This window comes from Roseateles sp. (assembly GCF_965262435.1).
GTDB lineage: Bacteria > Pseudomonadota > Gammaproteobacteria > Burkholderiales > Burkholderiaceae_C > Paucibacter_A.
In genome coordinates this window covers 4806413-4832973 of record NZ_OZ253537.1, presented here as the reverse complement: position 1 = coordinate 4832973, position 26561 = coordinate 4806413, and the positions used below count along the sequence as shown (strand labels likewise).

At 67.2% G+C, this 26561-nt stretch carries 21 protein-coding genes; 10 read left to right on the top strand and 11 right to left on the bottom strand.

Translation table 11 applies throughout. The features are described from left to right. The first annotated feature begins 51 nt into the window (after positions 1 to 51). Together ACQY39_RS20785 and pbpC are read left to right on the top strand one after the other, a co-directional pair. Positions 52 to 6027: an alpha-2-macroglobulin family protein gene (locus ACQY39_RS20785; protein WP_428509467.1), complete on the top strand. Its 5976-nt coding sequence runs from the start codon at positions 52 to 54 to the stop codon at positions 6025 to 6027. Then, positions 6024 to 8201, top strand: a complete 2178-nt coding sequence (gene pbpC / locus ACQY39_RS20780; RefSeq protein WP_428509465.1) for a penicillin-binding protein 1C — start codon at positions 6024 to 6026, stop codon at positions 8199 to 8201. Before ACQY39_RS20785 ends, pbpC begins: the two co-directional genes overlap by 4 nt. On the opposite strand, the gene ydiK is transcribed toward pbpC, so the two are convergent. After that, positions 8110 to 9255: an AI-2E family transporter YdiK gene (ydiK, locus tag ACQY39_RS20775; RefSeq protein WP_428509463.1), complete on the bottom strand. Its 1146-nt coding sequence runs from the start codon at positions 9253 to 9255 to the stop codon at positions 8110 to 8112. The two genes, pbpC and ydiK, sit on opposite strands and share 92 nt — an antisense overlap. A 167-nt stretch (positions 9256 to 9422) precedes the next feature. Between ydiK and ACQY39_RS20770 the strand changes: the two genes are divergently transcribed. Genes ACQY39_RS20770 through ACQY39_RS20755 form a run of 4 tightly spaced genes read left to right on the top strand, consistent with a single transcriptional unit; the run spans position 9423 to position 11447 of the window. After that, positions 9423 to 9917 (top strand): aminoacyl-tRNA deacylase, encoded by a 495-nt coding sequence (locus tag ACQY39_RS20770; protein ID WP_428509461.1) that lies wholly within the window; start codon positions 9423 to 9425, stop codon positions 9915 to 9917. Positions 9918 to 9923: 6 nt separating this feature from the next. Continuing rightward, a complete protein-coding gene (plsY, locus tag ACQY39_RS20765) occupies positions 9924 to 10661 on the top strand; it encodes a glycerol-3-phosphate 1-O-acyltransferase PlsY (protein ID WP_428509459.1) in 738 nt (245 codons plus the stop codon). Then, positions 10658 to 11005, top strand: coding sequence for a RidA family protein (locus tag ACQY39_RS20760; RefSeq protein WP_428509457.1), 348 nt, complete (start codon positions 10658 to 10660; stop codon positions 11003 to 11005). The genes plsY and ACQY39_RS20760 overlap by 4 nt, the downstream gene beginning before the upstream one ends. A 37-nt stretch (positions 11006 to 11042) precedes the next feature. Next, a complete protein-coding gene (locus ACQY39_RS20755; RefSeq protein ID WP_428509455.1) occupies positions 11043 to 11447 on the top strand; it encodes a glutaredoxin family protein in 405 nt (134 codons plus the stop codon). A 173-nt stretch (positions 11448 to 11620) separates the two neighbouring features. Here ACQY39_RS20755 and ACQY39_RS20750 read toward each other — a convergent pair whose 3' ends face one another. From ACQY39_RS20750 to ACQY39_RS20725, 6 genes are all read right to left on the bottom strand, one after another. Further along, complete coding sequence (locus tag ACQY39_RS20750) at positions 11621 to 11971, bottom strand: energy transducer TonB (protein ID WP_428509453.1); 351 nt, start codon at positions 11969 to 11971, stop codon at positions 11621 to 11623. Positions 11972 to 12023: 52 nt separating this feature from the next. Beyond that, entirely contained in the window at positions 12024 to 13574 is a 1551-nt protein-coding gene (locus tag ACQY39_RS20745) for a methyl-accepting chemotaxis protein (RefSeq protein WP_428509451.1), read from the bottom strand. 143 nt (positions 13575 to 13717) lie between these two features. Next, positions 13718 to 14344 carry an L-threonylcarbamoyladenylate synthase gene (locus tag ACQY39_RS20740; protein WP_428509449.1) on the bottom strand — a complete coding sequence of 209 codons (627 nt, stop codon included), beginning with the start codon at positions 14342 to 14344 and terminating at the stop codon, positions 13718 to 13720. Between the two features lie 75 nt (positions 14345 to 14419). Continuing rightward, positions 14420 to 15313 carry a 3',5'-nucleoside bisphosphate phosphatase gene (locus tag ACQY39_RS20735; RefSeq protein ID WP_428509447.1) on the bottom strand — a complete coding sequence of 298 codons (894 nt, stop codon included), beginning with the start codon at positions 15311 to 15313 and terminating at the stop codon, positions 14420 to 14422. A 9-nt stretch (positions 15314 to 15322) separates the two neighbouring features. Beyond that, positions 15323 to 17071, bottom strand: a complete 1749-nt coding sequence (gene recJ, locus ACQY39_RS20730) for a single-stranded-DNA-specific exonuclease RecJ (RefSeq protein ID WP_428509445.1) — start codon at positions 17069 to 17071, stop codon at positions 15323 to 15325. After that, on the bottom strand, positions 17068 to 18000 hold the full coding sequence (locus ACQY39_RS20725; protein WP_428509443.1) for a hypothetical protein: 933 nt from the start codon (positions 17998 to 18000) through the stop codon (positions 17068 to 17070). Before ACQY39_RS20725 ends, recJ begins: the two co-directional genes overlap by 4 nt. Positions 18001 to 18098: 98 nt before the next feature. Between ACQY39_RS20725 and ACQY39_RS20720 the strand changes: the two genes are divergently transcribed. Genes ACQY39_RS20720 through ACQY39_RS20710 form a run of 3 tightly spaced genes read left to right on the top strand, consistent with a single transcriptional unit; the run spans position 18099 to position 21572 of the window. Continuing rightward, complete coding sequence (locus ACQY39_RS20720) at positions 18099 to 18995, top strand: UDP-2,3-diacylglucosamine diphosphatase (RefSeq protein ID WP_428509441.1); 897 nt, start codon at positions 18099 to 18101, stop codon at positions 18993 to 18995. A 47-nt stretch (positions 18996 to 19042) separates the two neighbouring features. After that, positions 19043 to 21097, top strand: a complete 2055-nt coding sequence (gene ppk1, locus ACQY39_RS20715; RefSeq protein ID WP_428509439.1) for a polyphosphate kinase 1 — start codon at positions 19043 to 19045, stop codon at positions 21095 to 21097. Between the two features lie 10 nt (positions 21098 to 21107). Next, a complete protein-coding gene (locus tag ACQY39_RS20710; RefSeq protein WP_428509437.1) occupies positions 21108 to 21572 on the top strand; it encodes a SixA phosphatase family protein in 465 nt (154 codons plus the stop codon). A gap of 16 nt (positions 21573 to 21588) precedes the next feature. Here the strand turns inward: ACQY39_RS20710 and ppx are convergent, their stop codons facing one another. Next, positions 21589 to 23127: an exopolyphosphatase gene (gene ppx / locus ACQY39_RS20705; RefSeq protein ID WP_428509435.1), complete on the bottom strand. Its 1539-nt coding sequence runs from the start codon at positions 23125 to 23127 to the stop codon at positions 21589 to 21591. Positions 23128 to 23343: 216 nt separating this feature from the next. On the opposite strand from ppx, the gene ACQY39_RS20700 reads away from it, so the two are divergent. Next, on the top strand, positions 23344 to 24120 hold the full coding sequence (locus ACQY39_RS20700; RefSeq protein WP_263518237.1) for a ZIP family metal transporter: 777 nt from the start codon (positions 23344 to 23346) through the stop codon (positions 24118 to 24120). An 85-nt stretch (positions 24121 to 24205) separates the two neighbouring features. Here the strand turns inward: ACQY39_RS20700 and ACQY39_RS20695 are convergent, their stop codons facing one another. The 3 genes from ACQY39_RS20695 to ACQY39_RS20685 form a co-directional block, all read right to left on the bottom strand. After that, positions 24206 to 24640 carry a universal stress protein gene (locus ACQY39_RS20695; protein WP_428509433.1) on the bottom strand — a complete coding sequence of 145 codons (435 nt, stop codon included), beginning with the start codon at positions 24638 to 24640 and terminating at the stop codon, positions 24206 to 24208. A gap of 89 nt (positions 24641 to 24729) precedes the next feature. Then, complete coding sequence (locus tag ACQY39_RS20690) at positions 24730 to 25593, bottom strand: sulfurtransferase (protein ID WP_428509431.1); 864 nt, start codon at positions 25591 to 25593, stop codon at positions 24730 to 24732. Then, complete coding sequence (locus tag ACQY39_RS20685; RefSeq protein WP_428509429.1) at positions 25590 to 26504, bottom strand: DMT family transporter; 915 nt, start codon at positions 26502 to 26504, stop codon at positions 25590 to 25592. Before ACQY39_RS20685 ends, ACQY39_RS20690 begins: the two co-directional genes overlap by 4 nt. Between the last annotated feature and the right edge of the window lie 57 nt (positions 26505 to 26561).

Genomic DNA, 26561 nt, shown 5'->3' with positions numbered 1-26561 from the left:
GCTGCGGCTAGACTGAGCGCCGCCACGATCGATCACCTGGGAGGGTGGGGAATGACGAAGAACGCAAGCGCGTCCACGCAGCGCAGGTTTGCCACACATCAATTCGGCTTCGGGCTGGTCCTCGGCCTGGCGCTGTGGGCACCGCTGGCGCAGGCAGCCACGGTCACGGTGTCGCCGAGCGGCGAGGTGCCCGAGTTTCGGCAGCTGCGCCTGAGCTTTTCCGAGGCCGTCGTGCCGGCCGGCGACCCGCGCTTGCCAGCGCCCGTGAGCCTGAGCTGTGGCGGCAAGAGCCTCAGCACCGAAGACGGCCGCTGGAACAACGCGCGGGAATGGGTCTGGCAGGCCAGCGGCCCGGCCTTGGGGCCCAAGCAACGCTGTGAGGTTCAACTGCTGGAGAGCTTCAAACCCTTGGGCGGGCCCATCGCCGGCCCGCAGAGTTTCAGCTTCCAGACCGGACCGGTTCGTTTGCAGCAGGTGCAGCCCTGGCCGGGCAGCGAGATCGAGGAAGACCAGCATTTCCTGCTGCGCTTCAACGGCGCCCTCAGCGAGGCGCAGCTGCGTCAGCGCGCCTGGTGTGAGGTCGATGGCCTCGGTGAACGCATTCCTGTGCAGCTCGTGCAGGGCGAAGCTTTGGCCGCGGTGCTCAAGTCGCGCGGTCGCAGCCAGGCTGCGGCCAAGCTGCCGGGCAGCCACTGGCTGCTGCACTGCCAACGGCCCCTGCCGCAAGACGCCAAGATGCGCCTGATCTGGTCCAACGGCGAAGGTGACAAACCCGTCCAGGCGCGCCGCGACACCGAGACGCACGCCTATCACGTGCGCCGTCCCTTCACCGCCGAGTTTTCCTGCGAACGGGAGCGTGCCAACGTGCCCTGCATGCCGGTGCGGCCGATGCGGGTCTTGTTCAGCGCGCCCGTGACCCGCGAGCAGGCGCTGCAACTGACCTTGAAGTCGGCTTCGGGCCAGGTCCTCAAACCGCTCAAGCCCAAGGGCGAGGACACGGCCGAGCTCTCCATGCTGGAGTTTCCTTTTCCTCTGGCCGAGAACGCGCAGTTCACCCTGCAGCTGCCGGCCGGGCTCAAGGACAACAGCGGCCGCGCCTTGGCCAACGCCGCGAGCTTTCCACTCAAGGTGGCCACGGGCGCCTCGCCGCCGCTGGCCAAGTTTGCCGCCGCGCCCTTTGGCGTGATCGAGCGTGAGGCGGGCGGCAAGGAGCCGTCCCTGCTGCCCATCACCATGCGCCATGTGCAGAGCGATTGGGGCGCCGCCGGTGCAGCTGCGAGCGCCGCCGCAGCGCAGGCCACCCCCGGAGAGATCCGGGTCAAGCGCCTGAGCAGCGCGGCCGATGTGCTGGCCTGGTACGCGCGGGTACGGCGTTATCACGAGAGCGTGTTCAATGCCCGAGAGGCCGGCCTGCCGGAGAGCCAGTGGTACGAATCGGTCGCCGACACCGATTCGCGTGGTCAGGCGATCTTTCGCAAGCAGATGCGCCAGGTTGGCACGCGAGAGCTGTCCTTGCTGGACAAAGACCCGGAGGCCCGCAGCCTCAAGCTTCCGCCGCCCGCCACCCCGCCTCAGGGCGCTGAGCCGCGGCCTTTCGAGGTCATCGGCCTGCCCCTGGCCGAGCCGGGCTATCACGTGGTGGAACTGCGCTCGCCGCGCCTGGGCCAGGCCTTGCTGGACAAGACCGCACCGATGTTTGTGCGCACCGGTGTGCTGGTCACCAACCTCGGCGTGCATTTCAAATGGTCGCGCGAGAACAGCCTGGTCTGGGTGACCAGCCTGGACCGCGGCCTGCCTGTGGCCGATGCCGAGGTCGTGGTGCATGACTGCGCCGGCAAGCCGCTCTGGGGCGGCCGCACCGATGCCCAGGGTCGGGCCCTGGTGCAACAGGCCCTGGAGCCCCCGAGCTGGGACGACAGGCGCTGTGTTGCCGAGCGCGGCTTCTTCGTCACCGCGCACAAGGCCGATGCGGCCGGCGGCGCCACCGACATGGCTTTTGTCTTCAGCAACTGGAACCGCGGCATCGAGCCCTGGCGCTTCAATCTGCCGACGCTGTACGGCGCCGGCGGCGCCGAGGTGCGCGCCCACACGGTGTTGGACCGCAGCCTGCTGCGCGCCGGCGAGACCGTGTCCATGAAGCATTTCTTCCGCCTGGAGACCCGCCAGGGCCTGAAGCTGGCGGCGCCCGAGCAGCTGCCCACCAAGCTCAAGCTCACCCATCAGGGCAGCGGCAGCGAAGTGGAGATTCCGATCACTTGGCCCAGCCCGCGCAGCGCCAGCTCGCAGTGGCAGATTCCAGCGGGCGCCAAGTTGGGCACCTACAGCATCGAACTGGTTCGCGAGGGCCAGGCCGCCAGCTGGACGACGGGCAGCTTCCATGTCGAAGAGTTCCGCGTGCCCCTGATCAGCGCCACTTTGAGCGCGCCCAAGGCGGTGCAGGTGGCACCCAAGGACCTGCGTCTGGGCGCGCAGCTCAATTACCAGGCCGGCGGCCCCATGGCCCAGGCGCCGCTCAAGTTCAGCGCCTTGCTGCGCCCGCGCAGCCTGCGCTTCCCAGGCTACGACGAGTTCAGCTTCGAGCCGCCGCGTGGCCTCGGTGAAGCCGAGCGCTTCCAAGACGAAGGCGAGGGCGAGGAGGGCGCCGGCCCGGCGCGCGACACCCGCCTGGTGCTGGACAAGCAGCCCGCCGTCACCGACCGCCAGGGCGCGGCCGAAACCGTCATCAAGAACCTGCCCGCCCTGAGCCGGCCCAGCGAACTGCTGGCCGAACTGAGCTATAGCGACCCGAATGGCGAGGTGCGCAGCATCAACCAGACCGTGGCGCTGTGGCCTTCCAAGCTGGTGCTGGGTCTGCGAACGCGCAGCTGGTCCAACAACCGCGGCAGCCTGGCCTTCAGCGCCCTGGCTCTGGACACGGCCGGCAAGCCGGTGGCCGGCCAGCGCCTGGAGATCAAGGCGCAGCTGCGCCAGACCATCAGCAGCCGCAAGCGCATGGTGGGCGGCTTCTATGCCTATGACAACCGCACCGAACTCAAGGACCTGGGCACGGTCTGCAGCGGCAGCAGCGATGTCCAGGGCCTCTTGGCCTGCGAGGCCAAGCTCGATGTCTCGGGCGAGGTGGAGCTGGTGCTCAGTGCCAAGGACAGCGACGGTCGGCCCAGCCAGGCCGCGGCCAGCGCCTGGATGAGCCAGGAGGGCGAACTCTGGTTTGCCCAGGACAACGACGACCGCATCGATGTGCTCGCCGAGAAGAAGCGTTATGAGCCGGGTCAGACGGCGCGTTTCCAGGTGCGCATGCCCTTTCGCGAAGCCACGGCCCTGGTGGCGATCGAGCGCGAGGGCGTGATCGACAGCCGCGTCATCAAGCTCACCGGCCGCGACCCCAGCTTCGAGCTCAAGATCGAGCGCGCCTGGGCGCCCAATGTCTACGTCAGTGTGCTGGCCCTGCGTGGGCGCATCCAGCATGTGCCTTGGTACTCTTTCTTCAGCTGGGGTTGGCGCGAGCCGCTCAACTGGTGGGCCGCCTGGCGCGAGGGGCGCAACACCCCGGCGCCCACGGCCATGGTGGACCTGGCCAAGCCGTCCTTCAAACTCGGCGTGGCCGCCGTGCAAGTGGGCCTGGCCGAGCACCAGCTGCAGGTCAAGGTCAGCCCGGAGAAGAGCCAGTACGGCGTGCGTGAAACCGTGCGCACCCGCGTGCAGGTGACGCAGGATGGCCGCCCGGTGCCCGGTGCTGAAGTGGCTTTTGCCGCTGTGGACGAAGGCCTGCTGGCCCTGCGCGGCAACAGCAGCTGGGAGCTGCTGCCGGCCATGATCCAGCAGCGCAGCTGGGGCGTGGACACGGCCACGGCGCAGAGCGAAATCATCGGCCGGCGCCACTACGGCCGCAAGGCGGTGGCGGCTGGCGGCGGCGGGGGCCGCGCGCCCACCCGCGAGCTCTTCGACACGCTCTTGCTCTGGCGCAGCACGGTCAAGCTCGATGCGCGCGGCGAAGCGCTGATCGAGGTGCCTCTCAACGATTCGCTGACCAGCTTCCGCCTGGTGGCCGTGGCCGATGCGGGCAGCCACCAGTTCGGCACGGGCCAGGCCACGGTGCGGGTGACGCAGGATCTGCAGGTGCTGTCCGGCCTGCCGCCGCTGGTGCGCGAGGGCGATGAGTTTCAGGCCAATCTGACCCTGCGCAACAGCAGCGGCCGGGCGATGAATCTGCGGGCCGAGTTGCAGGCGCAGCCGCAAGCGGCGGATGGCGCCGCTCCTGCCCTGCCGGTGCTTCAGTTGCCGGCCCAGAGTTTGAAACTGGCGGCCGGTGAAGCGCGTGAGCTGAGCTGGACGCTCAAGGTGCCCGAGGGTGCGCAGGCCTTGCAGTGGCAGGCCACGGCGACGGAGCAGGGCGCGGCCAAGCCCGGCCCTGCTTTGGCGCGCGACCAGCTGCGCGTCAGCCAGCGCGTGCTGCCCGCCGTGCCGGTGCAGGTCTGGCAGGCCAGCCTGAGCCAGCTCGATGGCCGCACAAGCCTGCCCGTGGCGCCGCCTGCCGGTGCCTGGCCTGAAGCTGGCGCCAAGCGCGGCGGTGTGCAGCTGGTGCTGCAGCGCCGCCTGGCCGGCGATCTGCCCGGGCCGAGGCGCTTCTTCGAGACCTACCCCTACAGCTGCCTGGAGCAGCAGACCTCCAAGGCCCTGGGCCTGCATGATGCGGCGCTGTGGCAGTCGGTGCTGGCGGCCATGCCGTCCTACCTGGACCGCGATGGTCTGGCCCACTACTTCCCGCCGCGCCCCGATGAGGCGCCGCGCGGCAGCGAGCGCCTGACCGCCTACCTGCTGGCCGCCGCACACGAGGCCGGGCGCGACATCCCGGTGGCCCTGCGCGAGAAGATGCTGCAAGGCCTGACGGCCTATATCGACGGACGCATCAGCCGCCCCAGCTGGTCGCCGCGCAGCGCCGAGCTGGATGCTGATGTGCGCCGCCTGGCGGCGCTAGAGGCCTTGTCGCGCTACGGCCGTGCCACGCCCGCGGGGCTCAGCACCGTCAACGCCAAGGCCCTGGGGGCCTGGCCGACGGCCGCCGTGATCGACTGGCTCAACATCCACAAGCGCATGGCGCAGGCGCCGCAGCGTGCCCAGCGCCTGGCCGAGGCCCAGGCCTTGCTGCGCAGCCGCCTGAGCTACCAGGGCACGGTGCTGCGTTTCAGCACCGAAGAGAGCGATGCCTGGTGGTGGCTGATGGACAACGCCGATGCCAACGCCTCGCGCCTGATGCTGGCCGTGCTGGATGAAGCCGGCTGGGCCGAGGAACTGCCGCGTCTGCTGCAGGGCAGCCTGGGCCGCCAGCAGCGCGGCGCCTGGAGCAGCACCACGGCCAATCTCTGGGGCGTGCTGGCGCTGGACAAGTTCGCCGCTCGCTTTGAGGGCGTCAAGCCCGCAGGCAAGACGGAGGCAACGCTGAGCCCGGCGCCGCTGCAAACCCTGGATTGGACGCGCCAGCCCGAAGGCGGCAAGCTCTTGCTGCCCTGGAACAGCGGCACGCTGAGCGTGGAGCACAAGGGCGCGGGCAAGCCCTGGCTGACCGTGCAATCGCTGGCTGCCGTGCCGCTCAAGCAAGCGGCCAGCGCGGGCTACCGCCTGCAACGCACCGTGCAGGCCGTGGAGCAGAAGGTGGCTGGGCGCTGGAGCCGGGGTGATGTGCTGCGTGTGCGCCTGGAGTTGGAGGCGGGCAGCGATATGGCCTGGGTGGTGCTGGCCGATCCGCTGCCCGGCGGCGCAGCCGTGCTGGGCGCCGATCGGGTGGCCGAGCTCAGCCGCAATGCCAAGCCGGGTGATGAAGCGCGCGTGCCGCCCACGTTTGAAGAGCGCAGCCACGAGGCCTGGCGCGCCTATTTCGAGCGTCTGCCGCGCGGCAAGCATGTGCTGGAGTACACCGTGCGCCTGAACAACGCCGGCCGGTTCCAGATGCCGGGCACCCGGGTCGAGGCCATGTACGCGCCCGAAAACTTCGCCGAGCTGCCCCAGGCCTCGCTGGAGGTGGCGCCTTGAGGGGATGCGTTCGCGGGGCATGGCTGCTGGTCGGCCTGCTGCTCGCCGCGAGCGCGCCGGCCCGGGCGCAGCCCAGCTTTCAGGAGATCAAGGCCGCACATCGGGTGTCGGATTTCACCTTGCTGGACCGGCGCGGCGAGCCCTTGCAGACCTTGCGCATGGACCCGCAGCGGCGCGTGCTCGACTGGCTGCCTTTGAGCCAGCTCTCGCCGGCCTTGCTGCAGGCGATCTTGCTGGGCGAGGATCGGCGCTTTTACGAGCACAGCGGGGTCGACTGGGGCGCCGTGGCCAGCAGCGCCTGGGCCAATTTGTGGAATCAGCGCACGCGCGGCGCGTCCACCGTGACCATGCAGCTGGCCGGCTTGATCGACGCCGGCCTGGCCCGCCCGGCCGGCGGCCGCAGCGCGGGGCAGAAGCTGGGCCAGGTCTGGCTGGCGGCCCAGCTGGAGCGGCGCTGGAGCAAGGCGCAGATCCTCGAGGCCTATGTCAACAGCGTGCCTTTTCGCGGCGAGCTGATCGGCATCCATGCGCTCTCGCAAGTGCTGTTCGGCAAGCATCCGGCTGGCTTGACGGCGGTGGAGGGCGCCCTGGCCGCCGCCCTGCTGCGCGCGCCCAATGCCAGCGCGGCCGCCTGGAGCCAGCGCGCCTGCGGCCTGCTCAAGCTGCAAGGCCTGGGCTGCGAGGCCGTGGCCGGCCAGGCCGAGGCGGCCTTGCTGCGTCCGGCCACCATGCCCTTGGGCGAGCAGCTGGCGCCACATATCGCCCGCCAGCTGCTGCGCCCCGAGGGCCCGGCGCGCCAGCGCAGCAGCCTGGACGCTCATCTGCAGCGTTATGCCGCCCAGCTGCTCAAGAACCAGCTGGCCGAGCTGAATGGCCGCAATGTCGAAGATGGCGCGGTGATCGTGCTCGACAACGCCAGCGGCCAGGTGCGCGCCTGGGTGGGCAGCAGCGGCGCGTTTTCGGCCGCCGCCCAGGTGGACGGCGTGCTGGCGCGGCGCCAGCCGGGCTCCACGTTCAAGCCCTTCATTTACCAGCTGGCGCTGGAGCGGCGCCTGATCACGGCCGCCAGCCTGCTGGAGGATTCACCGGCACAGATCAACACGCCCGCGGGCCTTTATGTGCCGCAGAACTATGACCGTCAGTTCAAGGGTTTCGTTTCCGCGCGCAGTGCCCTGGGCAGCAGCCTTAATGTGCCGGCCGTGCGCCTGATGGCCATGCTGGGCAGCGAGGCGGTGTTCGAGCGCCTGAACCAGCTCGAACTGCAGCTGGGCGAAACCGCAGGTTTTTACGGACTCTCGCTGGCCCTGGGCAGCGCAGATGTGTCTTTGCTGAATCTGGCCAATGCCTACCGCAGCCTGGCCAATGGGGGCGTGCTGGGGCCGGTGCAGTTTCTGGCGCAGGCGCCCCAAGCGCAGGTCGGCCGCCGCCGTGTGGCCGACGCTGGGGCCAGCTTCATCGTCGCCGACATGCTGGCCGACAACAACGCCCGCGCCATCGGCTTCGGCCTGGACAGCCCGCTGGCGCTGGCCAGCTATGCGGCGGTCAAGACCGGCACCAGCAAGGACATGCGCGACAACTGGTGCCTAGGTTTCAGTGATCGCTATACGGTGGGCGTCTGGGTCGGCAATGCCAGTGGCGCGCCCATGCACGGGGTCAGCGGCATCAGCGGCGCGGCGCCAGTCTGGGCCGGGCTGATGCGCTATCTGCACCAAGGCCGGCCTTCGCGTGCACCCGCCGCGCCGGCCACGGTCCAGCCGGTGACGGTCCAGTTCGACGGCGTGGCCGAACCGGCGCGGCGCGAATGGTTTGTGCGCGGCACCGAGCAGGCGCGCTGGGGCGCGGGCAGCCAGTTGCAGGGCCAGGCTTCGGCCCTGGGCATCGTCAGCCCGGTGGACGGCAGCCTGTTCGCGCTCGACCCCGACATGCCACCGCAGGCGCAGAAGATCCGCTTCGAGGGGCAGGACGGTCAATGGGAGCTGGACGGCAAGATCCTCGGCCGCGGGCGCCAGCTGAACTGGGCGCCCTGGCCGGGGCGGCATCAGCTGCGCCTGCTGGACGGTCGCGGCCGCGAGCTGCAGCGCATCAGTTTCGAGGTGCGCGGCGCCCGCCTGAAGCCTGGCGCGCCGCCGTCTTCTCGCTCAGCGCCTGCGCCTTCGCCGGCAGGCCCTCGTTGATCCAGGCCTCCAGCAAGGTGTAGGTCACGGCCAGCACCACCGGGCCAATGAACAGGCCCACCAGGCCGAAGGCCAACAAGCCGCCGATCACACCGGCGAAGATCAGCAGCAAGGGCAGATCGGCGCCTTTCTTGATCAGCCAGGGGCGCAGGAAGTTGTCCAGCGTGGTCACCAACAGGGTCCAGATGAGCAGCACTGTGGCCCAGCCGCTGTCGCCGCTCCAGTACAACCAGGCCACGGCCGGCGCCAGCACCAGGGCCGGGCCGATCTGGGCCAGGCAGGCCATCAGCATCACGGCGCTGAGCAGGCCGGCGAAGGGCACGCCGCTGATCCACAGGCCCAGGCCGCCGAGCGCGGTCTGCACCAGGGCGGTGACCACAATGCCCAGGGCCACGCCGCGGATGGCCTGGCCGGCCAGGGTGACGACGGCGTCGCCTTGCTCCCCGGCCAAGCGGCGGATGAAGCGGCGCACATGCTGGACGGCATTCTCGCCCTCGCTGTAGAGGATGGCCGCGATGGCCACGGTCAGCAGGAACTGCAGGCCGACCATGCCGAGGTTGCCCGCTTGCGCAGCCGTCCATTTGAGGCTGCTGCCGACATAGGGCTTGATCATGGCGAGCAGGGAGCTCAGGCCTTCTTGCGCCACTTTGTGCCAGAAGGCTGCCAGGTTTTCACCGACCACGGGCAGGCCAGCCAACCAGGCGGGCGGCTCGGGGATCTGCGAGTCCAGCAGCCCGGTGGCCAGGGTCATGACCCGGTCGGCGTGCGACACCACGGTGGACAAGGCAATCGACAGCGGCACAAAAAGCAGCAGCAGCAGGCCCAGCACCATCACCGCAGTCGCCAGGCCTCGCCGGCCCCAGAGCCGGGCTTGCAAGCTTTCCATCAAAGGCCAGGTGGCCACCACCACCATGGTGGCCCAGACGGTGGCGCCCAGAAAGGGTTGCAGGACCCAAAGCGAGGCAAAGATCAGCAGGGCCACGGCCAGCACGGCCAGCAGGATGCGGGTGATGTCCTGACGTGGTGCGTCAGTTGGGGGCAGGGAGGGTTTCATGGTCGACATCTTCGGCACCAAGGCCGGCTGCAGCGTTGGGGCCGATTCTCGGGCCAGAATGCAGCGATCCGCCGGCCTTGCCATCCGCTGGGGTGAAAACGCGGCCTGCTCGCTGCTGGCATTGAGCCTTGGCGTGGGCTTGGGTATCTTGGGTGAAAATTGCCCGCATGGCCAAGAAGAATGCCCACGTCAGCGAGACGCCTGCGACCCAGTTCCTGCGCGAGCATGAGATCCCGTTCAGCGAATATGTGTACGACTATGTCGAGCACGGCGGTACCGCTGAGAGTTCTCGTCAGCTCGACGTGCCCGAGCACCAGGTGGTCAAGACCCTGGTCATGCAGGACGAGCGCGCCCAGCCTTTGATCGTGTTGATGCATGGCGATCAGAAGGTCAGCCTGAAGGAGTTGGCGCGTCAGATCCCGTGCAAAAAGGTCGAGCCCTGCAAGCCCGACGTGGCCCAGCGTCACAGCGGCTATCTGGTCGGCGGCACCTCGCCCTTCGGCACGCGAAAGGCCATGCCGGTGTACGTCGAGGCCAGCATCCTGGCGCTAGAGCGCATCTGCATCAACGGTGGTCGGCGCGGCTATCTGGTCGGCCTGGACCCGCGGGTTCTGCCTGAGCTGCTGCTGGCGCGGGCGGTCCAGTGCGCCAGTGCAGAATAGCGCCCCATGCAAGATACTCTTTTCCCCTTTTCCCCTCTTTTGGCCGCGTTCGTCGGCTACCTCGTCGGTTCGCTGTCCTTTGCCGTCATCGTCAGCCGCGTCATGGGCCTGTCCGACCCGCGCAGCTATGGCTCGGGCAACCCCGGTGCCACCAATGTGCTGCGCTCGGGCAACAAGGCCGCGGCCATTCTGACCCTGGTGTTTGACGCGCTGAAAGGCTATTTGCCGGTCTTGCTGGTGCTGCAGTTCGGCGCGCGTTTCGGTCTGGGCGAAGGCACGGCGGCCCTGGTCGGCCTGGCTGCCTTCCTGGGCCATCTGTGGCCGGTGTTCTTCCGCTTCGAAGGTGGCAAGGGCGTGGCCACGGCCGCCGGCGTGATCCTGGCGCTGAACCCGGTGCTGGGCGCCGCTACGCTGCTGACCTGGCTGGCGATTGCTTATTTCACACGCTATTCCTCGCTGGCCGCCATCGTTTCGGCCGCCTTTGCGCCCATTTACGAGATGTTCGGTTGGGGCACCGGCCCCAATGTCGGCGTGCTGGTGCTCATGGGCCTGCTGCTGGTCTGGCGCCACAGCGCCAACATCAAGAAGCTGATGAACGGCACCGAGAGTCGCCTGGGCCAAAAGGTCGCCGCAACGCCGCCGGCCGGCAGCAGCAAGAAACACCCGCATGACCCCGAAGCAGCCCATGCCCACGGTCATTCGCACAAGCATCCCAAGAAGAAGGAAAGGCAAGGAACGAAATGACGATCGAACGTTTTGATGTTGGCGCGCGCATGTCCGAGATGGCCGTGCACAAGGGCGTGGTTTACTTGGCCGGCCAGGTGCCCGAAGACGCCAGCCAGGACATCACCGGCCAGACGGCCCAGGTGCTGGCCATGATCGACGCCTTGCTGGCCCGCGCCGGCAGCGACAAGAGCAAGGTCCTTCGCGCCCAGATCTACATCGCCGATCTGGCGGACTTTCCTGGCATGAATGTCGCCTGGGATGCCTGGGTGCTGCCGGGCCACACGCCGCCGCGCGCCACGGTCGAGGCCAAGCTGGCTCGGCCGGAGTGGAAGGTCGAGATCGTCGTGACGGCCGCAGTCTGAGCCGCAGTCCTCACGACATGCCAAGGGTGGTGCCGAAATGAGTCGACGCCGCCCTTTTCTTTGTTCCGGCGCCATCTCGTGGCGAGAACTTTGGCCTCTGGCGCTGATCGTGGCTGTGGTCTGGGCTTTGAGCAGCTGGGCGCGCCAAGGCTTGCATGAGACTCAAGCGCAAAGCCTTCGGGAGAAGGCCAAACCGGGCGATATCGTGATGTTGTCCAGCCTCAGCTGTAGCTACTGCACGCAAGCACGCCAGTGGTTTGAAGCGGAGCGTATTCCCTACGCTGAATGCTTCATCGAGAGCAATGCTCAATGCGCGCAGCGTTACCGCGAGACCTTGGCGCGGGGCACACCCACCTTCCTGGTCCGGGGCCAGGTCATATTGGGTCTGGACCGGGCGCGGATGGTGGCGTTGTTGGAGCAGACGAAGGCGGTGCAGCCCTAGGAGCGTAGGTTGTGCGCGAACTCAGCCTGACCGCAAGCATGCGGTCAGTCCTGAATGAGGCACAAAAGGCCGCGCAGGCGGCCTTTTGTGTCCACATTCAGCCCCCTCGCTTGCAAGCGCAGGGGCCTGACTTAGCCACAAGGTCCTGCGCAGGCAGGACCTTGTGCGCGAACTCAGTCCTCGCTGCTGAAGACGAGTTTGACTTCGTGGGACTGCTTTTCGCCATTGCCTTCGAAGCGCCATTCCATCAAGGCGTCGGTCACAGCGCGATCGAAGATGCGCGGCGGCTCGGCTTCGAGGATCTGCACATCGATGACCTTGCCGTCCGGGCCGATGTTCATCTTGGCCTTGACCGAGCCGGTCTTGATGTTTTTCTTGGTTGCAGCCGCCGGGAACTCGGGCGGGACCTTCTTCAGAACCTTGGGCGAAGCCATGGCGCTGGTCGCGATCAGCAGGGCACCGAGAAGGCCTACCGAGGCGCGCAGCATGTGGGCGCGCATAGAGGGTCGTTTGGAAGGGGTCATGTCTGTCCTCTGTCGGGGTTTGTCAGCAAAAAAAGGGCTGGGAGTTGGGGATTCAGGCTTGGGTGCGGAAGAAACCAACGGCTTCCAGCAGTCGTGAAGAGCTGCTGGTCAGAGCCTCGGTGGAATGGCTGAGCTCGCTGACCAGGCTGGCGTTTTGCTGCGTGCTGCGGTCGAGCTCGTTCATGGCGTGGTTGACGACACCGACGCCGGTTGCCTGTTCCTGCGCGGAGTGCGAGATCTCTTCGATCAGCTGACCCATGTCATTGACCTCGTTGACCACGCTGCTGATGGTCACGCCGGCGTTGTTGACCAGGGCGGTGCCGTTCTCGACCTTGATGGAAGATTCCTGGATCAACACCTTGATCTCCTTGGCGGCCGAGGCCGAGCGCGAGGCCAGGGCGCGCACTTCCGAGGCCACCACCGCGAAGCCGCGGCCGTGTTCACCGGCGCGCGCTGCTTCCACGGCGGCATTCAGCGCCAGGATGTTGGTTTGGAAAGCGATGCCGTCGATGACGCCGATGATGTCGCCGATCTTGCGCGAGCTGGCGCTGATCTCTTCCATCGTCGCCACCACCTGGGCCACGGCCTTGCCACCGGCGCTGGCCGAGTTGCGGGCTTTGCTGGCGATGCCGGCGGCCTTGCGGGTCAGCTCGCTGGCGCCGCTGAGGTTGGCGGCGATCTCCTCGACCGAGGCGGCTGTCGTCTGCAGGCTGGATGCCGATCGGGCCGTACGGTCGGACAGGTCGTTGTTGCCACTGGCAATCTGGCTGGAGCTCTGCGCCACATCGGCAGCGGCCGCGCTGACGCTGCTGACCACGCCGGACAGCGCTTCTTGCATGCCTTGCATGACGTCGAGCATCTGGCCCAGCTCATCACTGCCCGACACGCCAAAGGCGTGGGTTAGGTCGCCATTGCGGATCGCATCGGCCGCGGCTTGCGCCTGTTTCACCGGGGCGACGATGGAGCGTGAGATGGCCAGGCCGCCGACGCCGCCGATCACCACGGCGGCGATCACCAGCACCACGGTGACCAGCACCGAGTTGCGTGCCAGTTCTCCGCCGGCGACCGCCAGGTCATGCGCTTGCTCGAACTGCAGATCGACCAAACCCTTGAGGCCGTCCTGGTAGGCCTGCTGGGCCGGGCGAACGTCAGTGATCAGGCTCTCGCGTGCCTCGTCGGGGCTGCCGTCCTGCTGCACCTTGCGAAACTTTTCGACCGAGGCAAAGAACTTCGCCTGGGCTTCCTTGACCTTGCCGACCAGCTCGTTCTCGGCGCTGCTGTCCAGCGAGGCGACCAAGCTGCTCAGCTGCTTGTCACTCTCTTGCACGGCGCCGTCGATGGCAGCCTTTTGTTTTTTGATCTGGCGCGCTTCATCGAGCAGCAGAAGATCCCGGGATGCGCGGGCAATGATATTGACATTGCCCTCCAATGAATTGGCGGCTGCGATTTTGACCAGACTCTGGTTGGCCGTGCGGTCGAGATCCTTGGCCAGGCGGTTGGCGCTGTAGGCCCCGTAGCTGCCAATGATGATCAACAACACGATCAGCACGGCGTAGCTCAAGCCCAAGCGCTGGCTGATACGCAATTTCGAGAGAAGACTCATGGCGGGCGCTTTCTTCCAAATGACAACAAACATCCACGGCTGACGCTGCCACCCTGTTTTTTTGTGTGCGCAGCCTACCCGTGGATCTTCGGCAAGCCGCTTGAAGACTTGAGGATCATCGAAAAGCGGGGCCGGTGGTCAAGTTAAAAAAGCCCCAGACTGGCTGCATTTCCGCGGCCTTGGCGGATCAGTTCCGGTATGTCCTGGCTCAGGTCGATGATGGTGGTCGGCTCGCGTGCGCAGGCCCCGGCATCCAGAATGACTTGCAGCTGCTTGTCCAGGCGTTCGGCAATCTCCTGGGCATCGTTCAGGGGCTCGCTGTCGCCGGGTGCAATCAGGGTCGTCGCCAGCAAGGGCTGGCCGAACACGGCGAGCAAATCCTGCGTGACTCGGTGGTCGGGCACACGCAGGCCTATGGTGCGCCGCGACGGGTGGGACAAGCGCCGCGGCACTTCCTTGGTCGCCTCCAGGATGAAGGTGAAGGGGCCGGGCGTGGCCAGTTTGAGCAGGCGGTACTGCCGGTTGTCCACGCGCGCATAACTGGCCAGCTCGCTGAGGTCGCGACAGAGCAGGGTCAGGTGGTGCTTGTCATCGACGCCGCGTATTCGCCGCAGCGCTTCAGCCGCGGCCTTGTCGTCCAGATGGCAGACCAGGGCGTAGCTGGAGTCGGTTGGGATGGCCGCGATGCCGCCGCCATGAAGGATCTGCGCCACCTGCTTCAGAAAGCGCGGCTGTGGGTTGTCTGGGTGGACTTCGAAGAACTGAGCCATGGGCCATTGTGGCGCCGGCTTTTGTGCGCGTGCGCGCGGCGGTGCGAAAAAGACACGCGCCGCTGGCGCTGGGGGTCACTGGGGCAGATGAACCCGATCGACCAGTTCCATCCAGACTGGCTGCAAGCGCCCGGACAGTGCGTCCAGACGGCCCAGGTCGATGCGGCTCTCAAGCGGCGAGTGAAAGTCGGAGCCGCGCGAGGCCAGCAAGCCAAACTCCAGCGCGGTTTCGGTGTATTTCACGGCCTCGGCGGCGCTGTGGCTGCCGGTCACGACCTCGACACCGCGGCCGCCGTGGGCGATGAACTCGGTGAACAGGGCGTACTCCTCCGTTGGCGTGAAGGCGTAGCGCGCTGGGTGGGCGATCACGGCCACGCCGCCGGCCTCGCGTAGCCATCGCACGGCGTCGCCCAGGCTCGCCCAGCGGTGCTCGACATAACCGGGCTTGCCCTCGGTGAGGAAGCGCCGGAACACCTCGCTGATGTCGTTGCAATGGCCGGCCTCGACCAGGAAGCGGGCGAAATGGGTGCGCGAGATCAGTTCTGGGTTGCCCACGTACTGAAGTGCGCCTTCGAAGGCGCCCTGGATTCCCACGGCCGCCAGGCCCGCTGCCATTTCGCGGGCTCGCGGTTCGCGGCCGCCACGGGTCGCGCGCAGGCCCTGGACCAGGGCCTCGTTGCGGTGGTCAAAGCCCAGGCCGACGATGTGCACCACGCGGCCAGCGAAGCTGACCGAGATCTCCACACCGGTCAGGTAGGCCAGGCCCTGGGCGCGGGCCGCCTCGAGGGCGCGCTGCTGCCCACCGACCTCGTCATGGTCGGTCAGGGCCCAGAGCTCGACGCCATTGGCCTTGGCTCGCTCGGCCAGCTCCTCGGGCTGCAAAGTGCCGTCGGACACCCGCGAATGGCAATGCAGATCGGCATTGCTGAGGTGGTGGAGGGCGAAGGGGCGGGTGGCGTTTGGATTCACCGGGCCATTTTAGGCGCCGGCCTCTTCCGTCATCGCCTCGACGATCATCTGCACCCGCTGCTGACCCTGGTATTCGTCCAAGCTCAGGCGGTAAGCGAGCAAGCCGCGTTCGGGCACCGGTTCAATGTGGCTGAACCAGATCGCATCACGCAGAGCGCCGCCCTGGCGCAGGCGCAGTTTGAGGTGGCGCTCGCCGACGATGCGCTGCGAGACGACTTCCACCCGGTCGCAGAACAGCGGCGCTTCGAAGGCCTGACCCCAGACCTGGGCGTCCAGGCTGCGCACGGTCTCGGCAGTGAACAGCTCCGGGGCGAGCGGCCCGTCCGTGCGCAGGGTGCGGGTCAGTGCCGCGGCGTCCAGCCATTCGGCCGCCACGGCTTGCAAAGCCTGGTCGAATCGCTCAAAGCCATCGTCGGCCAAGGTGCAGCCGGCCGCCATGGCGTGGCCACCGAACTTCTTGAGGAGCTCGGGGTGGCGCTTGCTGACCAGGTCCAGGGCATCGCGCAGATGAAAGCCGGGGATGGAGCGGCCCGAGCCCTTGAGCTGGCCGTCGGCGCCGCGGGCGAAGACAAAGGTGGGCCGGTGGATGCGGTCCTTGAGGCGCGAGGCAATGATGCCGACCACGCCTTCGTGGAACTCGGGCTCGAACAGAGCCAGGGCGGCCGGTGGTTCACCCTTGAGGCGCGGGTCCTGCATCAGTTCGTCGAGCTTGAACTCGGCTTGCTCGCGCATATCGGCCTCAATTTCGCGCCTTTCCCGGTTGATGGCGTCGAGCTGGCGCGCCAGCTCCAGGGCGCGCGCCGGGTCATCACTGAGTAGGCATTCGATGCCCAGGGTCATGTCCGAGAGCCGGCCCGCGGCGTTGATGCGAGGGCCGAGTGCAAAGCCCAGGTCGAACGCGTTGGCACGGCTGCAGTCGCGGCCGGCGGCCGTGAACAGGGCGGCGATGCCCGGCTGCACCCGGCCGGCGCGCATGCGCTTGAGCCCCTGCGCCACCAGGCGGCGGTTGTTGGCGTCCAGCTTGACCACATCGGCCACCGTGCCCAGGGCCACCAGGTCCAGCAGGCCGTCTAGCTTGGGTTGTGGGGTGTTTTCGTAGCGGCCACGTTGGCGCAACTCGCTGCGCAAGGCCAGCAGCACGTAAAAGGCCACGCCCACGCCGGCCAAGTTCTTGCTGGCAAAGCCGCAGCCGGGCTGGCTGGGGTTGACCAAGGCGTCGGCCGCGGGCAGCTCGACCTGACCAGCGACGAGCGCCGGCAGGTGGTGATCGGTCACCAGCACCCGCAGGCCCAGGGCCTTGGCATGGGCCACACCGGCCATGCTGGCGATGCCGTTGTCCACCGTCATCAAGAGTTGCGGCCGCAGGGGCAGGGCCAGCTCGACGATGGCCGGGGTCAGGCCGTAACCGTGAATGGCGCGGTCGGGCACGACGTAGCAAAGCTGCTCGGGCGCCGCGCCCAGCAAGGCCAGGCCGCGCAGGGCCACGCTGCAAGCGGTGGCGCCGTCGCAGTCATAGTCGGCCACCAGGCAGATGCGCTCGCGCTGCTCGATGCAGTCGGCCAGCAGGCGCGCGGCTTCATGGATGCCTTTCAGGTCTTCGGGCGGCAGCAGGCGGGCCAGGCCGTCGTCCAGCTCCTCGGCCGAGCTGACGCCACGCGCGGCGAACAAGCGCGCCAGCAGTGGCTCGACACCGGCTTGCTCCAGGGCCCAGGCGGTGCGAGGCGGCACCTCGCGCGTCAGCAAGCGGGGCGCGTTCATAGGGCCCCCAGCACGGTGGCGGTGTTGGCGCGCGGTGGGCGCAAACGCTGCCACAGGCTTTGCAGTGCGCTGCTGGGGACCGAGGCATAGCTTTGCGCCAGGCGTTCGCCGCACAGGGTCAGGCGCACCGCGCGCCCGTCGCGAGCCAGGTCCAGGCCGCGCGCCACCGGGCCGGCGTCCAGCGCCACCCAGGCTTCGGCCCAGGCTGCCCAGTCGCCTGCCAGCAGCGGCGCGCGCAGGCGCTCGTCCACTTGCAGCGCTGCCGGTGGCGCGCCGCCCTCATGGCGGCCGCAGCCGCTGATCCAGACCGAATTCACAGGCAGCAAGCCGCGTTGTTCCCGTGCTTCGTTCAGGGGGTGCTCGTGCAGCAGCATCTGGATCTCGTTTTGCAGGCGCCGCAGCAGGCGGGCCTCGGGCATCCAGGCCGCGACATTGCGGGCCAGCACGCGGTCCAGGCTGGCGCAGGCCAGGCCTTGCAGACTGGCGTGGCCGATCAGCCAGCACTGTGTGTCCACCCAGTGGGCCGTCCAGCCTTCGCTGCTTGGCCAGAGCTCGGCCAAGGCCTCGAACAGCGCGCGCGAGTCGAACTCGCTGAGTTGCAGCTCCTCCGGGTTGCGGGCGGTGATGTGGTCGCTGCCCACGGCCAGGTGCAGCGGCGTCAGGCGCGCCCAGGCCAGGCTGGCATCCAGGCCCAGGCTGTCGGCCAACCAGGCGGCGGTGGGCAACTCGCCCGGCGCGGCGGCGCTGCCGCGCAGTTGGGCCAGGGCCAGCTCCTGCGGGGTGTTGAGGCTGTACTCGTCGTCGCCGATGGCCGCGCCGTCTGGGCTCAGGCGGCCTAGCAGCTCGCTCAAATGGGGCAGGTTCAGTTCGCCGAGGCTGTGCTGGCAGGCCTCGCCCAGGGCGCTGGCATGGGGAATCATCAGATGCATGGGGGGATTATCGAGGCCAGCCTTGGCGGCGGCCTGCGTCACACAAGCGTCACAGCCCTGCCATGGCAGCGACACGGCTGCGGTCGAGACTGCCGGCCATGCAGCACGACCCCGCCATCACACGCGCCGCCTTGGCCAACGCTGTCAGCGCCGCAGCAAGTGACGAGAGCGTGAGCGAGCTCCCCAGCCGCAGCTATCGCACGGTCTGGATCTCGGACCTGCATCTCGGCACGCCGGGTTGTCAGGCCGAAGCCTTGCTGGAATTCTTGCGCGAAGTGGAGTGCGAGCAGCTGTTTTTGGTCGGCGACATCATCGACGGCTGGCAGCTGCGCCGCAGCTGGTACTGGCCGCAGGCCCATAACGATGTGGTGCAAAAGTTGCTGCGCAAGGCGCGCAAAGGCTGCCGCGTGATCTTCATTCCCGGCAACCACGACGAATTTGCGCGCAAATACCTGGGCCACAACTTCGGCGGCATTGAAGTCGCCAAGGAGTGGGTGCACGAGACGGCCGACGGCCGCAAGCTCTGGATCACCCACGGAGACCTGTTCGACGGCGTGATCCAGTGTGCGAAGTGGCTGGCCCATGTCGGCGACACCTTGTACGAGCTGACGCTCAAGCTCAACCGCCATCTCAACAGCCTGCGCGCCCGCCTGGGTCTTCCGTACTGGAGCTTGTCCAAGTACCTGAAACTCAAGGTCAAACGGGCGGTGAGTTTCATTTCCGATTTTGAGATGGCGGTGGCGCGCGAGGCGCGCAAGCGCGGCGTGCATGGGGTCGTCTGCGGCCATATCCACCATGCCGAGCTGCGCGAGATTGACGGCATCCTCTACGCCAATGACGGCGACTGGGTGGAGAGCCTGACTGCCCTGGTCGAACACGCCGACGGCCAGCTGGAAATCCTTGACTGGAGTGCCCACAGCAGCCTGCTGGCCGGGCGCACGTTGGCGCTGCCGCGGCCGACCATGGCGCCGGAAGCGGGGCGCACGCTGGCATGAGCCGAATGGCTCTCGGAACTGTCATATTTGGTCCATAGAATGGTCTGATGACCGTATCTCAAGCGCCCGTGGTGCTGCTCAACCGTGAGCAGGCAATTCTTGAATTCAACCGGCGTGTGCTGGCTCAGGCGCAGCGCCCGGACGTGCCGCTGCTGGAGCGGCTGCGCTATATCTGCATCGTGTCCTCCAACCTCGATGAGTTCTTTGAGGTGCGCTTTGCCGACATGCTGGATGCCGCGCGCGATCCGGAGAGCTTGGTCAATAACCGCGATGTCGAACGGGTCGGGCGCGCTGCCCATGCTTTGATCGACGAGCAGTACTCGATCTTCAACGACCATGTGATGCCGGCCTTGCGTGCTCAGCGCATCGTCGTGCTCAACCATGCCGACCGCAGCGAGGCGCAGCGTCAATGGGTGGCCAAGTTCTTCGAGCGCGAGGTGCGGCCTTTGCTGGTGCCGGTGGGTTTGGATCCGGCCCATCCTTTCCCTCAGGTGGCGAACAAGTCCCTGCACTTCATCGCCCGCCTCTCGGGCAAGGATGCCTTCGGCCGCGACAACCGCATTGCCATCGTCAAGGTGCCGCGTGTGCTGCCTCGCGTCATCAAGCTGCCGGCCTCGGTCAGCGACGGGCAGCAGGTGTTTGTGCTGCTGACCAGCGTGATCCGTGCCCATCTGGAGGACTTGTTCTCGGGTCGCAAGGTCGAGGCCTTCTCGCAGTTCCGTGTCACCCGCGACTCCGACCTGGAGGTCGACGAGGAGGAGGTGGCCAATCTGCGCCATGCCTTGCGCTCGGGCCTGACCACCCGCCATTTCGGCCGAGCCGTACGCCTGGAGGTGGTCAACACCTGCCCGGCCGAGCTGTCACAGTTCCTGCTGGAACAGTTCGCACTGCCGGTGGCGGCCTTGTACCGGGTCAACGGCCCGGTCAATCTGGTGCGTCTGAATGAGCTGATCGACCAGACGGAGGCGCCTGAGTTGCGTTTTCCCGACCATGAGCCGGTCTGGCCGCAAGGCCGCTTGCCGCGCCAGAAGTCCATGTTCGATCGTCTGCGCAAGGGCGATGTGCTTCTGCATCACCCCTTCGAGAGCTTCGATCCGGTGGTCGAATTCCTGCGCCAGGCGGTCGAGGACCCCGATGTGTTGGCCATCAAGCAGACCATTTACCGCACCGGCGCCAAGTCGGCGCTGATGGATTTGCTGATCGAGGCGGCACGGCGCGGCAAGGAAGTGATGGCCGTGGTCGAGTTGAAAGCGCGCTTCGACGAGGAAGCGAACATTAACTGGGCCGAGCGTCTGGAAGCCGTGGGCGCCCAGGTGGTGTACGGCATCGTCGGCTACAAGACGCACGCCAAGCTGCTGCTGGTGACGCGCCGCGAGGGCGCCAAGTTCCGGCGTTATGCCCATTTGTCCACCGGCAACTACAACCCGCGCACGGCACGCTTCTACACCGACCTCGGCTATCTGACGGCCGACCCGGAGCTGACCTCGGATGCCGACGCAGTATTCCGCCAGCTGGCCTCCTTGGGCAAGATCAAAGCGCCCAAACGCCTGTTGCTGGCGCCCTTCAATATGCACAGCCGCATGGTGGAGTATCTGGCTCAGGTCGAACAGGCAGCGCTGGCCGGACAGCCTGCGCGTGTGGTGTTGAAGATCAATGCCTTGACCGATCTGGAGCTGATCCAGGCCTTGTTGCGGGTCTCGCAGGCCGGCGTGAAGATCGATCTGATCGTGCGCGGTGCCTGCATGCTGCCTCCGGGCCTGCCCGGCATCAGCGACAACATCGTCGTGCGCTCGGTGGTGGGGCGTTTTCTCGAACACACGCGCATCTGCTACTTCCGTTGGGGCCACAGCGAAAGCGACGAGGCGCTTTACCTGTCCAGTGCGGACTGGATGAGCCGCAATATGTTCCGACGTATCGAGGTGGCCTGGCCGGTGCTGGATGATCGCCTACGTCAGCGCGTCATCGATGAGGCCTTGCTGCCCTATCTGCATGACAGCCTGGATGCCTGGCAGCTGGGGCCGGACGGGCGCTCCAGCCGGGTTTCTGACCATGGCCTCAGCGCCCAGCAGGCCTTGATGCGCCTGTATCACGCCGACAACTGAGTCGCCGGACATGGATCTGATTCTGTGGCGCCATGCTGAAGCCGAGCTCTTGGCTGAGGGCGGCAGCGATCTGGCGCGCCGCCTGACCGCCAAGGGCGAGCGCCAGGCGCAGCGCATGGCCGCCTGGCTGAATGAGCGACTGCCGGACGATTGCCTGGTGCTCAGCAGCCCGGCCGCACGCACCCATGCCACGGCCTTGGCCCTAGGCCGAGACCTGCGCTTGCTGCCGGCCTTGGCGCCCGATGCCGAGCCGGAGGCCTTGCTGGCGGCTGCGGGTTGGCCCGAGCCAAGCCATTCAACCGTGCTGCTGGTGGGGCATCAGCCGACCCTGGGGCGATTGGCTGCGCGTTTGTTGGCCGGCCAGGATCAGGCCTGGGCGGTCAAAAAAGGCGCGGTTTGGTGGCTGCGAGCGCGCGAGCGCGCGGGCCGGCGTGAGCTGACCCTGGTGGCAGTGCAGGGGCCGGATCAGCTCTGAACCGGCCTCGCCGCGTTCAAGCGCTCAGTTGCAGCTCCAAGACCTCGGAGCGTGCCCAGGCCTGGGCTTCTTCCTGCAGCAGATAGAGCGCGCGCGGCTGCGTGTCGGGCAAGGCCTTGGGCAGGTTCAACACGATCTGGCGGCCGTTGCGGCGCAAGGTCAGGGCCTTGGGTTCGGTCACGCCGCGCGCATGGCAGGCGATCACGGCCAGGCGCAGGCTCAGCAGCTGCCAGAGCAGGCTTTCGTCGCTCATCTGCGCTTCCAGCTTGCGCAGGCCACCGCGCTGACCCAGGGCCAGATCGGCCAGACGACGCAGCTGGTCTTGCGAGAAGCCGGCCGCATCCACGTGTGAAAGCAGGTAGGCGCTGTGGCGGTGGTGGTCGTGGTGCGAGACCATCATGCCGATTTCATGCAAGGCAGCCGCCCAGGCCAGCTCGCGCTGCAGGGCTCGGCTGGCACGCGGCGCCAACTGCTTGTACAGGCGCAGGGCTAGTTCTTGCACGCGCCCGGCTTGCGCCAGGTCGACGCTGAAGCGTTTTTGCAGCGCTGCCACCGAAGCTTCGCGCATGTCCAGCACGGTGCCGCCCTCGCCGGCGCTCTCGGTTTCCAGGCGCTCCACCAGGTCGAAGATCACGCCTTGGCGCAGGGCGCCCTTGGCGGGCAGCAGCTCAGGGATGCCGAACTGGGTCAGCAAGGTGTAGAGGATGCAGAGGCCGCCGCCGACCACGGCGCGGCGGTCTTCTTTCAGGCCGGGCAGGTTGAGCTGCTCCATGCTGCCCGCTTCCAGGGCGCGTTCGATGCACCAGCGCAGCGCCTCGGGCGTGATGCGGCCGTCGGTCTGGCCGCTGGCGGCGAGAATCTGCGCGACCGCACCGACCGTGCCGGAGGAGCCCAGGGCTTCCTGCCACATCGACGGCTTGAACAGGGCGAAGGCTTCTTCCAGTTCAGCGCCGGCCGCCACTTGCGCGGCACGGAAGGCCTCGGCGGTGAACTGGCCGTCTGGGAAAAAGCGCAGCGACAGGCTGACGCTGCCGACCTGGAAGGATTCGGCCGTGATCGGCTTGCGGCCGCGGCCCAGAATCATCTCGGTCGAGCGGCCGCCGATGTCGATCACCAGGCGCGGCATGGTCGAGGGCTGCAGACGGGCGACGCCGGCGAAGATCAGGCGCGCTTCCTCGCGGCCGGAGATGACCTCGATCGGGTAGCCCAGCGCCTCTTTGGCGCGGGCCAAAAAGGCGTTGCGGTTGCGCGCCTCGCGCAGGGTCTGGGTGGCCACAGCGCGCACGCGTGCGGCCGGGAAGCCCTCGAGGCGGCTGGCGAAGCGGCGCAGGCAGTCCAGGCCACGCTGCATGGCGGCTTCGGTCAGCATGCCTTCGCTGTCCAGGCCAGCGCCCAGGCGAACGGTTTCTTTCAGGTATTCCAGGCGCTTGTACTGGCCGCGCGGCAGGTGGGCGATCTCCAGTCTGAAGCTGTTGGAGCCCATGTCGATGGCAGCAAGCGGGGCAGTGGCCGGCACGGAGAGCTCGGCGGCGCGGGAGGCAGCAGGCAAATTCATGGCAGCATTGTCGTGGCAAACCGATGGCATCTCTGTGTCGGAGTCGTCCGGTCGCTCGCTTGACAGGCTTGCTAAGATGAAGACGAAAGCCAACGTTGGGTGCCAGATGCACCGCCGCTTGGCTGCAGGGAGGCTGGTTCAGCCTCCCCTTGTTTTTGTGACCGGCACTTTTGGGGCCGGTGTGGGCGCCACGAGGCGCTCGCCACCTGGAATGACATGACTCTGTTTTATATCGTGCTGGCCACCTTCAGCGGCGGCCTGCTCTCGGTGCTGATTGCCGCCAGCGTCACCGTCAGCCTGCTCGGCCGGGTGGTCAAGCACCTGGTCGGCCTGTCCACCGGGGTGCTGCTGGGCACGGCCTTGCTCCATGTGCTGCCCGAGGCCTTTGAAAGCCAGGCCAGCCCGCATGCCCTGTTCATGACCTTGCTGGGCGGCCTGATGTTCTTCTTCCTGTTGGAGAAGGCCGAGCTCTACCGTCACACCCATCACCACGAAGGTGATGGGCATCACCACCACCATCATTTCGATGTCGAGCAGGCAGGCCGGGGCGGCTTGAGCGTGCTGGTTGGCGACAGCATCCACAATTTCTGTGACGGCATCATCATCGCCGCCGCGTTTCTGGCCGACCCGCATTTGGGCCTGGTCACCTCGCTGGCCATCATCGCCCATGAGATTCCGCAAGAGGTTGGCGACTACATCGTGCTGCTCAATGCCGGCTTCTCGCGCGGCAAGGCTTTGCTCTTCAATGCCATCTCGGGTCTGGCTGCGGTGGTCGGTGGGGTGCTCGGTTACTTCGTGGTCGGCCCCTGGGAAAGCCTGTTCCCGTTTTTGCTGGTGGCGGCCAGCAGCAGCTTCATCTATGTCGCCGTGGCCGACTTGATCCCACAGTTGCAGCGCCGCTTGCCCCTGCGCGAGACCTGGCTGCAGCTGCTCTGGCTGAGTGCCGGCCTGGCCATTCCTCTGGTCGTGGTGGCGCTGTCAGGCAAGCATTGAGCTGAGTCGGCGCGCCAGCGTTCCAGCAAAAAGGGCCGGCGCTGCGTATTTGCAGCCCGGCCCTTTGTCTTGCGAGCGATGGGTTTCAGCGCACGACCAGCACCGGCACCTTGCAGTGGGTCAGCACCTTCTGGGTCTCGCTGCCCAGCAAGAGCGCTTGCACGCCGCGGCGGCCATGCGAGGCCATGACGACCAGATCGCAGTCGTTCTTGGCTGCGTACTCGATGATGGCCTCCCAGGCGTGGATGGCCTCGAGCGTGTGGCCTTCATGGGGCACGCCGGCGGCTTCGCACAAGCCCAGCACGGCCTTGACGCGGGCACTGGCAATGCGCTCCTGAGCGTCGAAGAATTCCTGCGGCGGGGTCGGCTGCATTTCCGACACGGCGCTGTAGGGGAAGGGCTCCTTGACGCTCAGGGCGTAGACCTTGGCGCCATGGAGCTTGGCCATGGCGATGGCGGTATGGATGGCCTTGGTGGAAATATCTGAACCGTCAGTGGGCACCAGAATGCGCTTGAACATGGCGAACCTCCGTTGTTGTGGACTTCAGTTTCGTAGCGATAGAGCTCGCCCATCTTGCGCTATGTCAAGTGAAATGCCCAGCCATGCTTTCAGCCCTTGGCCACCGGTCGGCTCGGGTCGGACGACCACTCACTCCAGGAGCCCGGGTAGAGGCGTGAACCGGTGAGCCCTGCGTGCTCCATGGCCAGCAGGTTGTGGCAGGCCGTGACACCCGAGCCGCACTGGTGCACCACCTCTTCGGGTCGGTAGGGGGCGAGCAATGCGCTGAACTCACGGTGTAGCTGCTCGGACGGCTTGAAGCGGCCATCCTCTTGCAGATTGTTCTTGAACAAGCGATTGCTGGCGCCGGGAATATGGCCGGCCTGTGCGTCCAGGGGCTCGACCTCGCCGCGGAAACGTTCGGGCGCACGCGCGTCGATCAGGCGCACGCGGCCCAGTTGTGCGCGCAACTGTTCGGCGCCTAGGCTGCCGACCTGGCTGTCTTGCAAGACCGGGCTGGCGGCCTGGCCCAGGGCCGGGGCATGGCTGAGTGCGCCGCCGCTGGCCAGCCAGGCTGCGTGCCCGCCATCCAGCACCGCCACTTCGGCGTGGCCGATCCAGCGCAGCATCCACCACAGCCGCGCTGCATACATGCCGCCTTGGCCGTCATAGACCACGGCTTGCAGTCCCGGGCGAAGGCCGATGGACGCCATGCGTGCGGCGAAGTCAGCGCGGTCCGGCAAGGGGTGGCGGCCACGGAACAGGCCATCCGGTCCGGTCTGCGCGGCGCTGAGGTCGCGGTCCAGATGCAGATAGTGAGCGCCGGGGATGTGGCCCAGGGCATGGTCGCGCTCGCCAGCTCCGGGGTCTGCCAGGTCGAAGCTGGTGTTGACCAAGAGCAAGGGCTGGCCGGCGGCCAAGGCTTCTTGCAACTCAGTGGCGGAGATCAAGGTTTGATGGTTGCTGTGGCTCATGGGCGGCTCGGGTCTTGGGGTGGTGTCGCTGGCGATTGTCTACCGGCTTGTGCCCAACTCGCGCCGACGCCGGCCGCCACAATCAGGGCCATGCCAGCCAGGGTGCCGGCATCCACGGCCTCGCCGAAAAACAGCAGGGCATAGCCGACCGAGAAGACGATGCCGAGGTACTGCAGTGCGGCGTTGACCAAGGCTTTGCCGCGGCCATAGGCGCGCGTCATCATCAGCTGGGCTGCGGTGGCCAGCAGGCCCACGGCCAGCAGCAGTGCCAGGCCTACCGGGCTGTGCTCGTGCAGGCCTTGCGTCAGGCCCAGTTGCTGCATGCCTGCGGTGATCAGGGCGCCGGCCAAGACGCCGCCCAGCGAAAAATAGAAGACCACCCGGTATTCGGGCTCGCCGGCACGGCCCAAGCCAGCCACCTGCAAATAGGCCAGGGCCGAGAGCATGCCGGCGACCAGACCGATCAGGCCGGCGCTGATTTGGTCTTGCGCCAGGGTTGGGCGCAGCACCATGGCCACGCCGACAAAGCCCAGCAGCACGGCGGCCACCAGGCGTGGCCGCACCGGCGCGGTCTTGAACAGCAGGGCGCCCAGAATCATGAACACCGCCATCCAGACCGAGGACATATAGCTCAGCGTCATGGCCGTGCTCAAAGGCAGCTGGCCGATCGAGTAGAACCACAGCGACAGGGCCAGCACCCCGGCCAGGCTGCGACCGAAATGTTTGAGCGGCACTTGGGTGCGCAGGCTCTTGCCCTGGAAGGCCGCCATGCTGGCCACGATCAGCACGCCGATCAGGCTGCGGTACATGACGATCTCGCTGGCGTCGTAATGGCGCGAGGCCAGCTTGACGCAGACGCCCATGCTGGCGAACAAGAAGGTGGCGGCGACGATCAGCAGGGATGCGGACATGGAGGGCAGGGCAAGCTTGGGCGTGGACTCAGAAAAGACAACGCCCCGGCAGGCAAG

Bases quoted from the DNA above. Each gene is read 5' to 3' on its own strand.
- plsY (WP_428509459.1), top strand. From the start codon at position 9,924: ATGCAAGATACTCTTTTCCCCTTTTCCCCTCTTTTGGCCGCGTTCGTC.
- ACQY39_RS20750 (WP_428509453.1), bottom strand. From the start codon at position 11,971: ATGACCCCTTCCAAACGACCCTCTATGCGCGCCCACATGCTGCGCGCC.
- ACQY39_RS20760 (WP_428509457.1), top strand. From the start codon at position 10,658: ATGACGATCGAACGTTTTGATGTTGGCGCGCGCATGTCCGAGATGGCC.
- ACQY39_RS20700 (WP_263518237.1), top strand. From the start codon at position 23,344: ATGACTCTGTTTTATATCGTGCTGGCCACCTTCAGCGGCGGCCTGCTC.
- ACQY39_RS20725 (WP_428509443.1), bottom strand. From the start codon at position 18,000: ATGCATCTGATGATTCCCCATGCCAGCGCCCTGGGCGAGGCCTGCCAG.
- ACQY39_RS20690 (WP_428509431.1), bottom strand. From the start codon at position 25,593: ATGAGCCACAGCAACCATCAAACCTTGATCTCCGCCACTGAGTTGCAA.
- ACQY39_RS20745 (WP_428509451.1), bottom strand. From the start codon at position 13,574: ATGAGTCTTCTCTCGAAATTGCGTATCAGCCAGCGCTTGGGCTTGAGC.
- ACQY39_RS20770 (WP_428509461.1), top strand. From the start codon at position 9,423: ATGGCCAAGAAGAATGCCCACGTCAGCGAGACGCCTGCGACCCAGTTC.
- ACQY39_RS20695 (WP_428509433.1), bottom strand. From the start codon at position 24,640: ATGTTCAAGCGCATTCTGGTGCCCACTGACGGTTCAGATATTTCCACC.
- ACQY39_RS20785 (WP_428509467.1), top strand. From the start codon at position 52: ATGACGAAGAACGCAAGCGCGTCCACGCAGCGCAGGTTTGCCACACAT.
- ACQY39_RS20740 (WP_428509449.1), bottom strand. From the start codon at position 14,344: ATGGCTCAGTTCTTCGAAGTCCACCCAGACAACCCACAGCCGCGCTTT.
- ppx (WP_428509435.1), bottom strand. From the start codon at position 23,127: ATGAATTTGCCTGCTGCCTCCCGCGCCGCCGAGCTCTCCGTGCCGGCC.
- ACQY39_RS20720 (WP_428509441.1), top strand. From the start codon at position 18,099: ATGCAGCACGACCCCGCCATCACACGCGCCGCCTTGGCCAACGCTGTC.
- recJ (WP_428509445.1), bottom strand. From the start codon at position 17,071: ATGAACGCGCCCCGCTTGCTGACGCGCGAGGTGCCGCCTCGCACCGCC.
- ppk1 (WP_428509439.1), top strand. From the start codon at position 19,043: ATGACCGTATCTCAAGCGCCCGTGGTGCTGCTCAACCGTGAGCAGGCA.
- ACQY39_RS20710 (WP_428509437.1), top strand. From the start codon at position 21,108: ATGGATCTGATTCTGTGGCGCCATGCTGAAGCCGAGCTCTTGGCTGAG.
- ACQY39_RS20685 (WP_428509429.1), bottom strand. From the start codon at position 26,504: ATGTCCGCATCCCTGCTGATCGTCGCCGCCACCTTCTTGTTCGCCAGC.
- ACQY39_RS20755 (WP_428509455.1), top strand. From the start codon at position 11,043: ATGAGTCGACGCCGCCCTTTTCTTTGTTCCGGCGCCATCTCGTGGCGA.
- ydiK (WP_428509463.1), bottom strand. From the start codon at position 9,255: ATGAAACCCTCCCTGCCCCCAACTGACGCACCACGTCAGGACATCACC.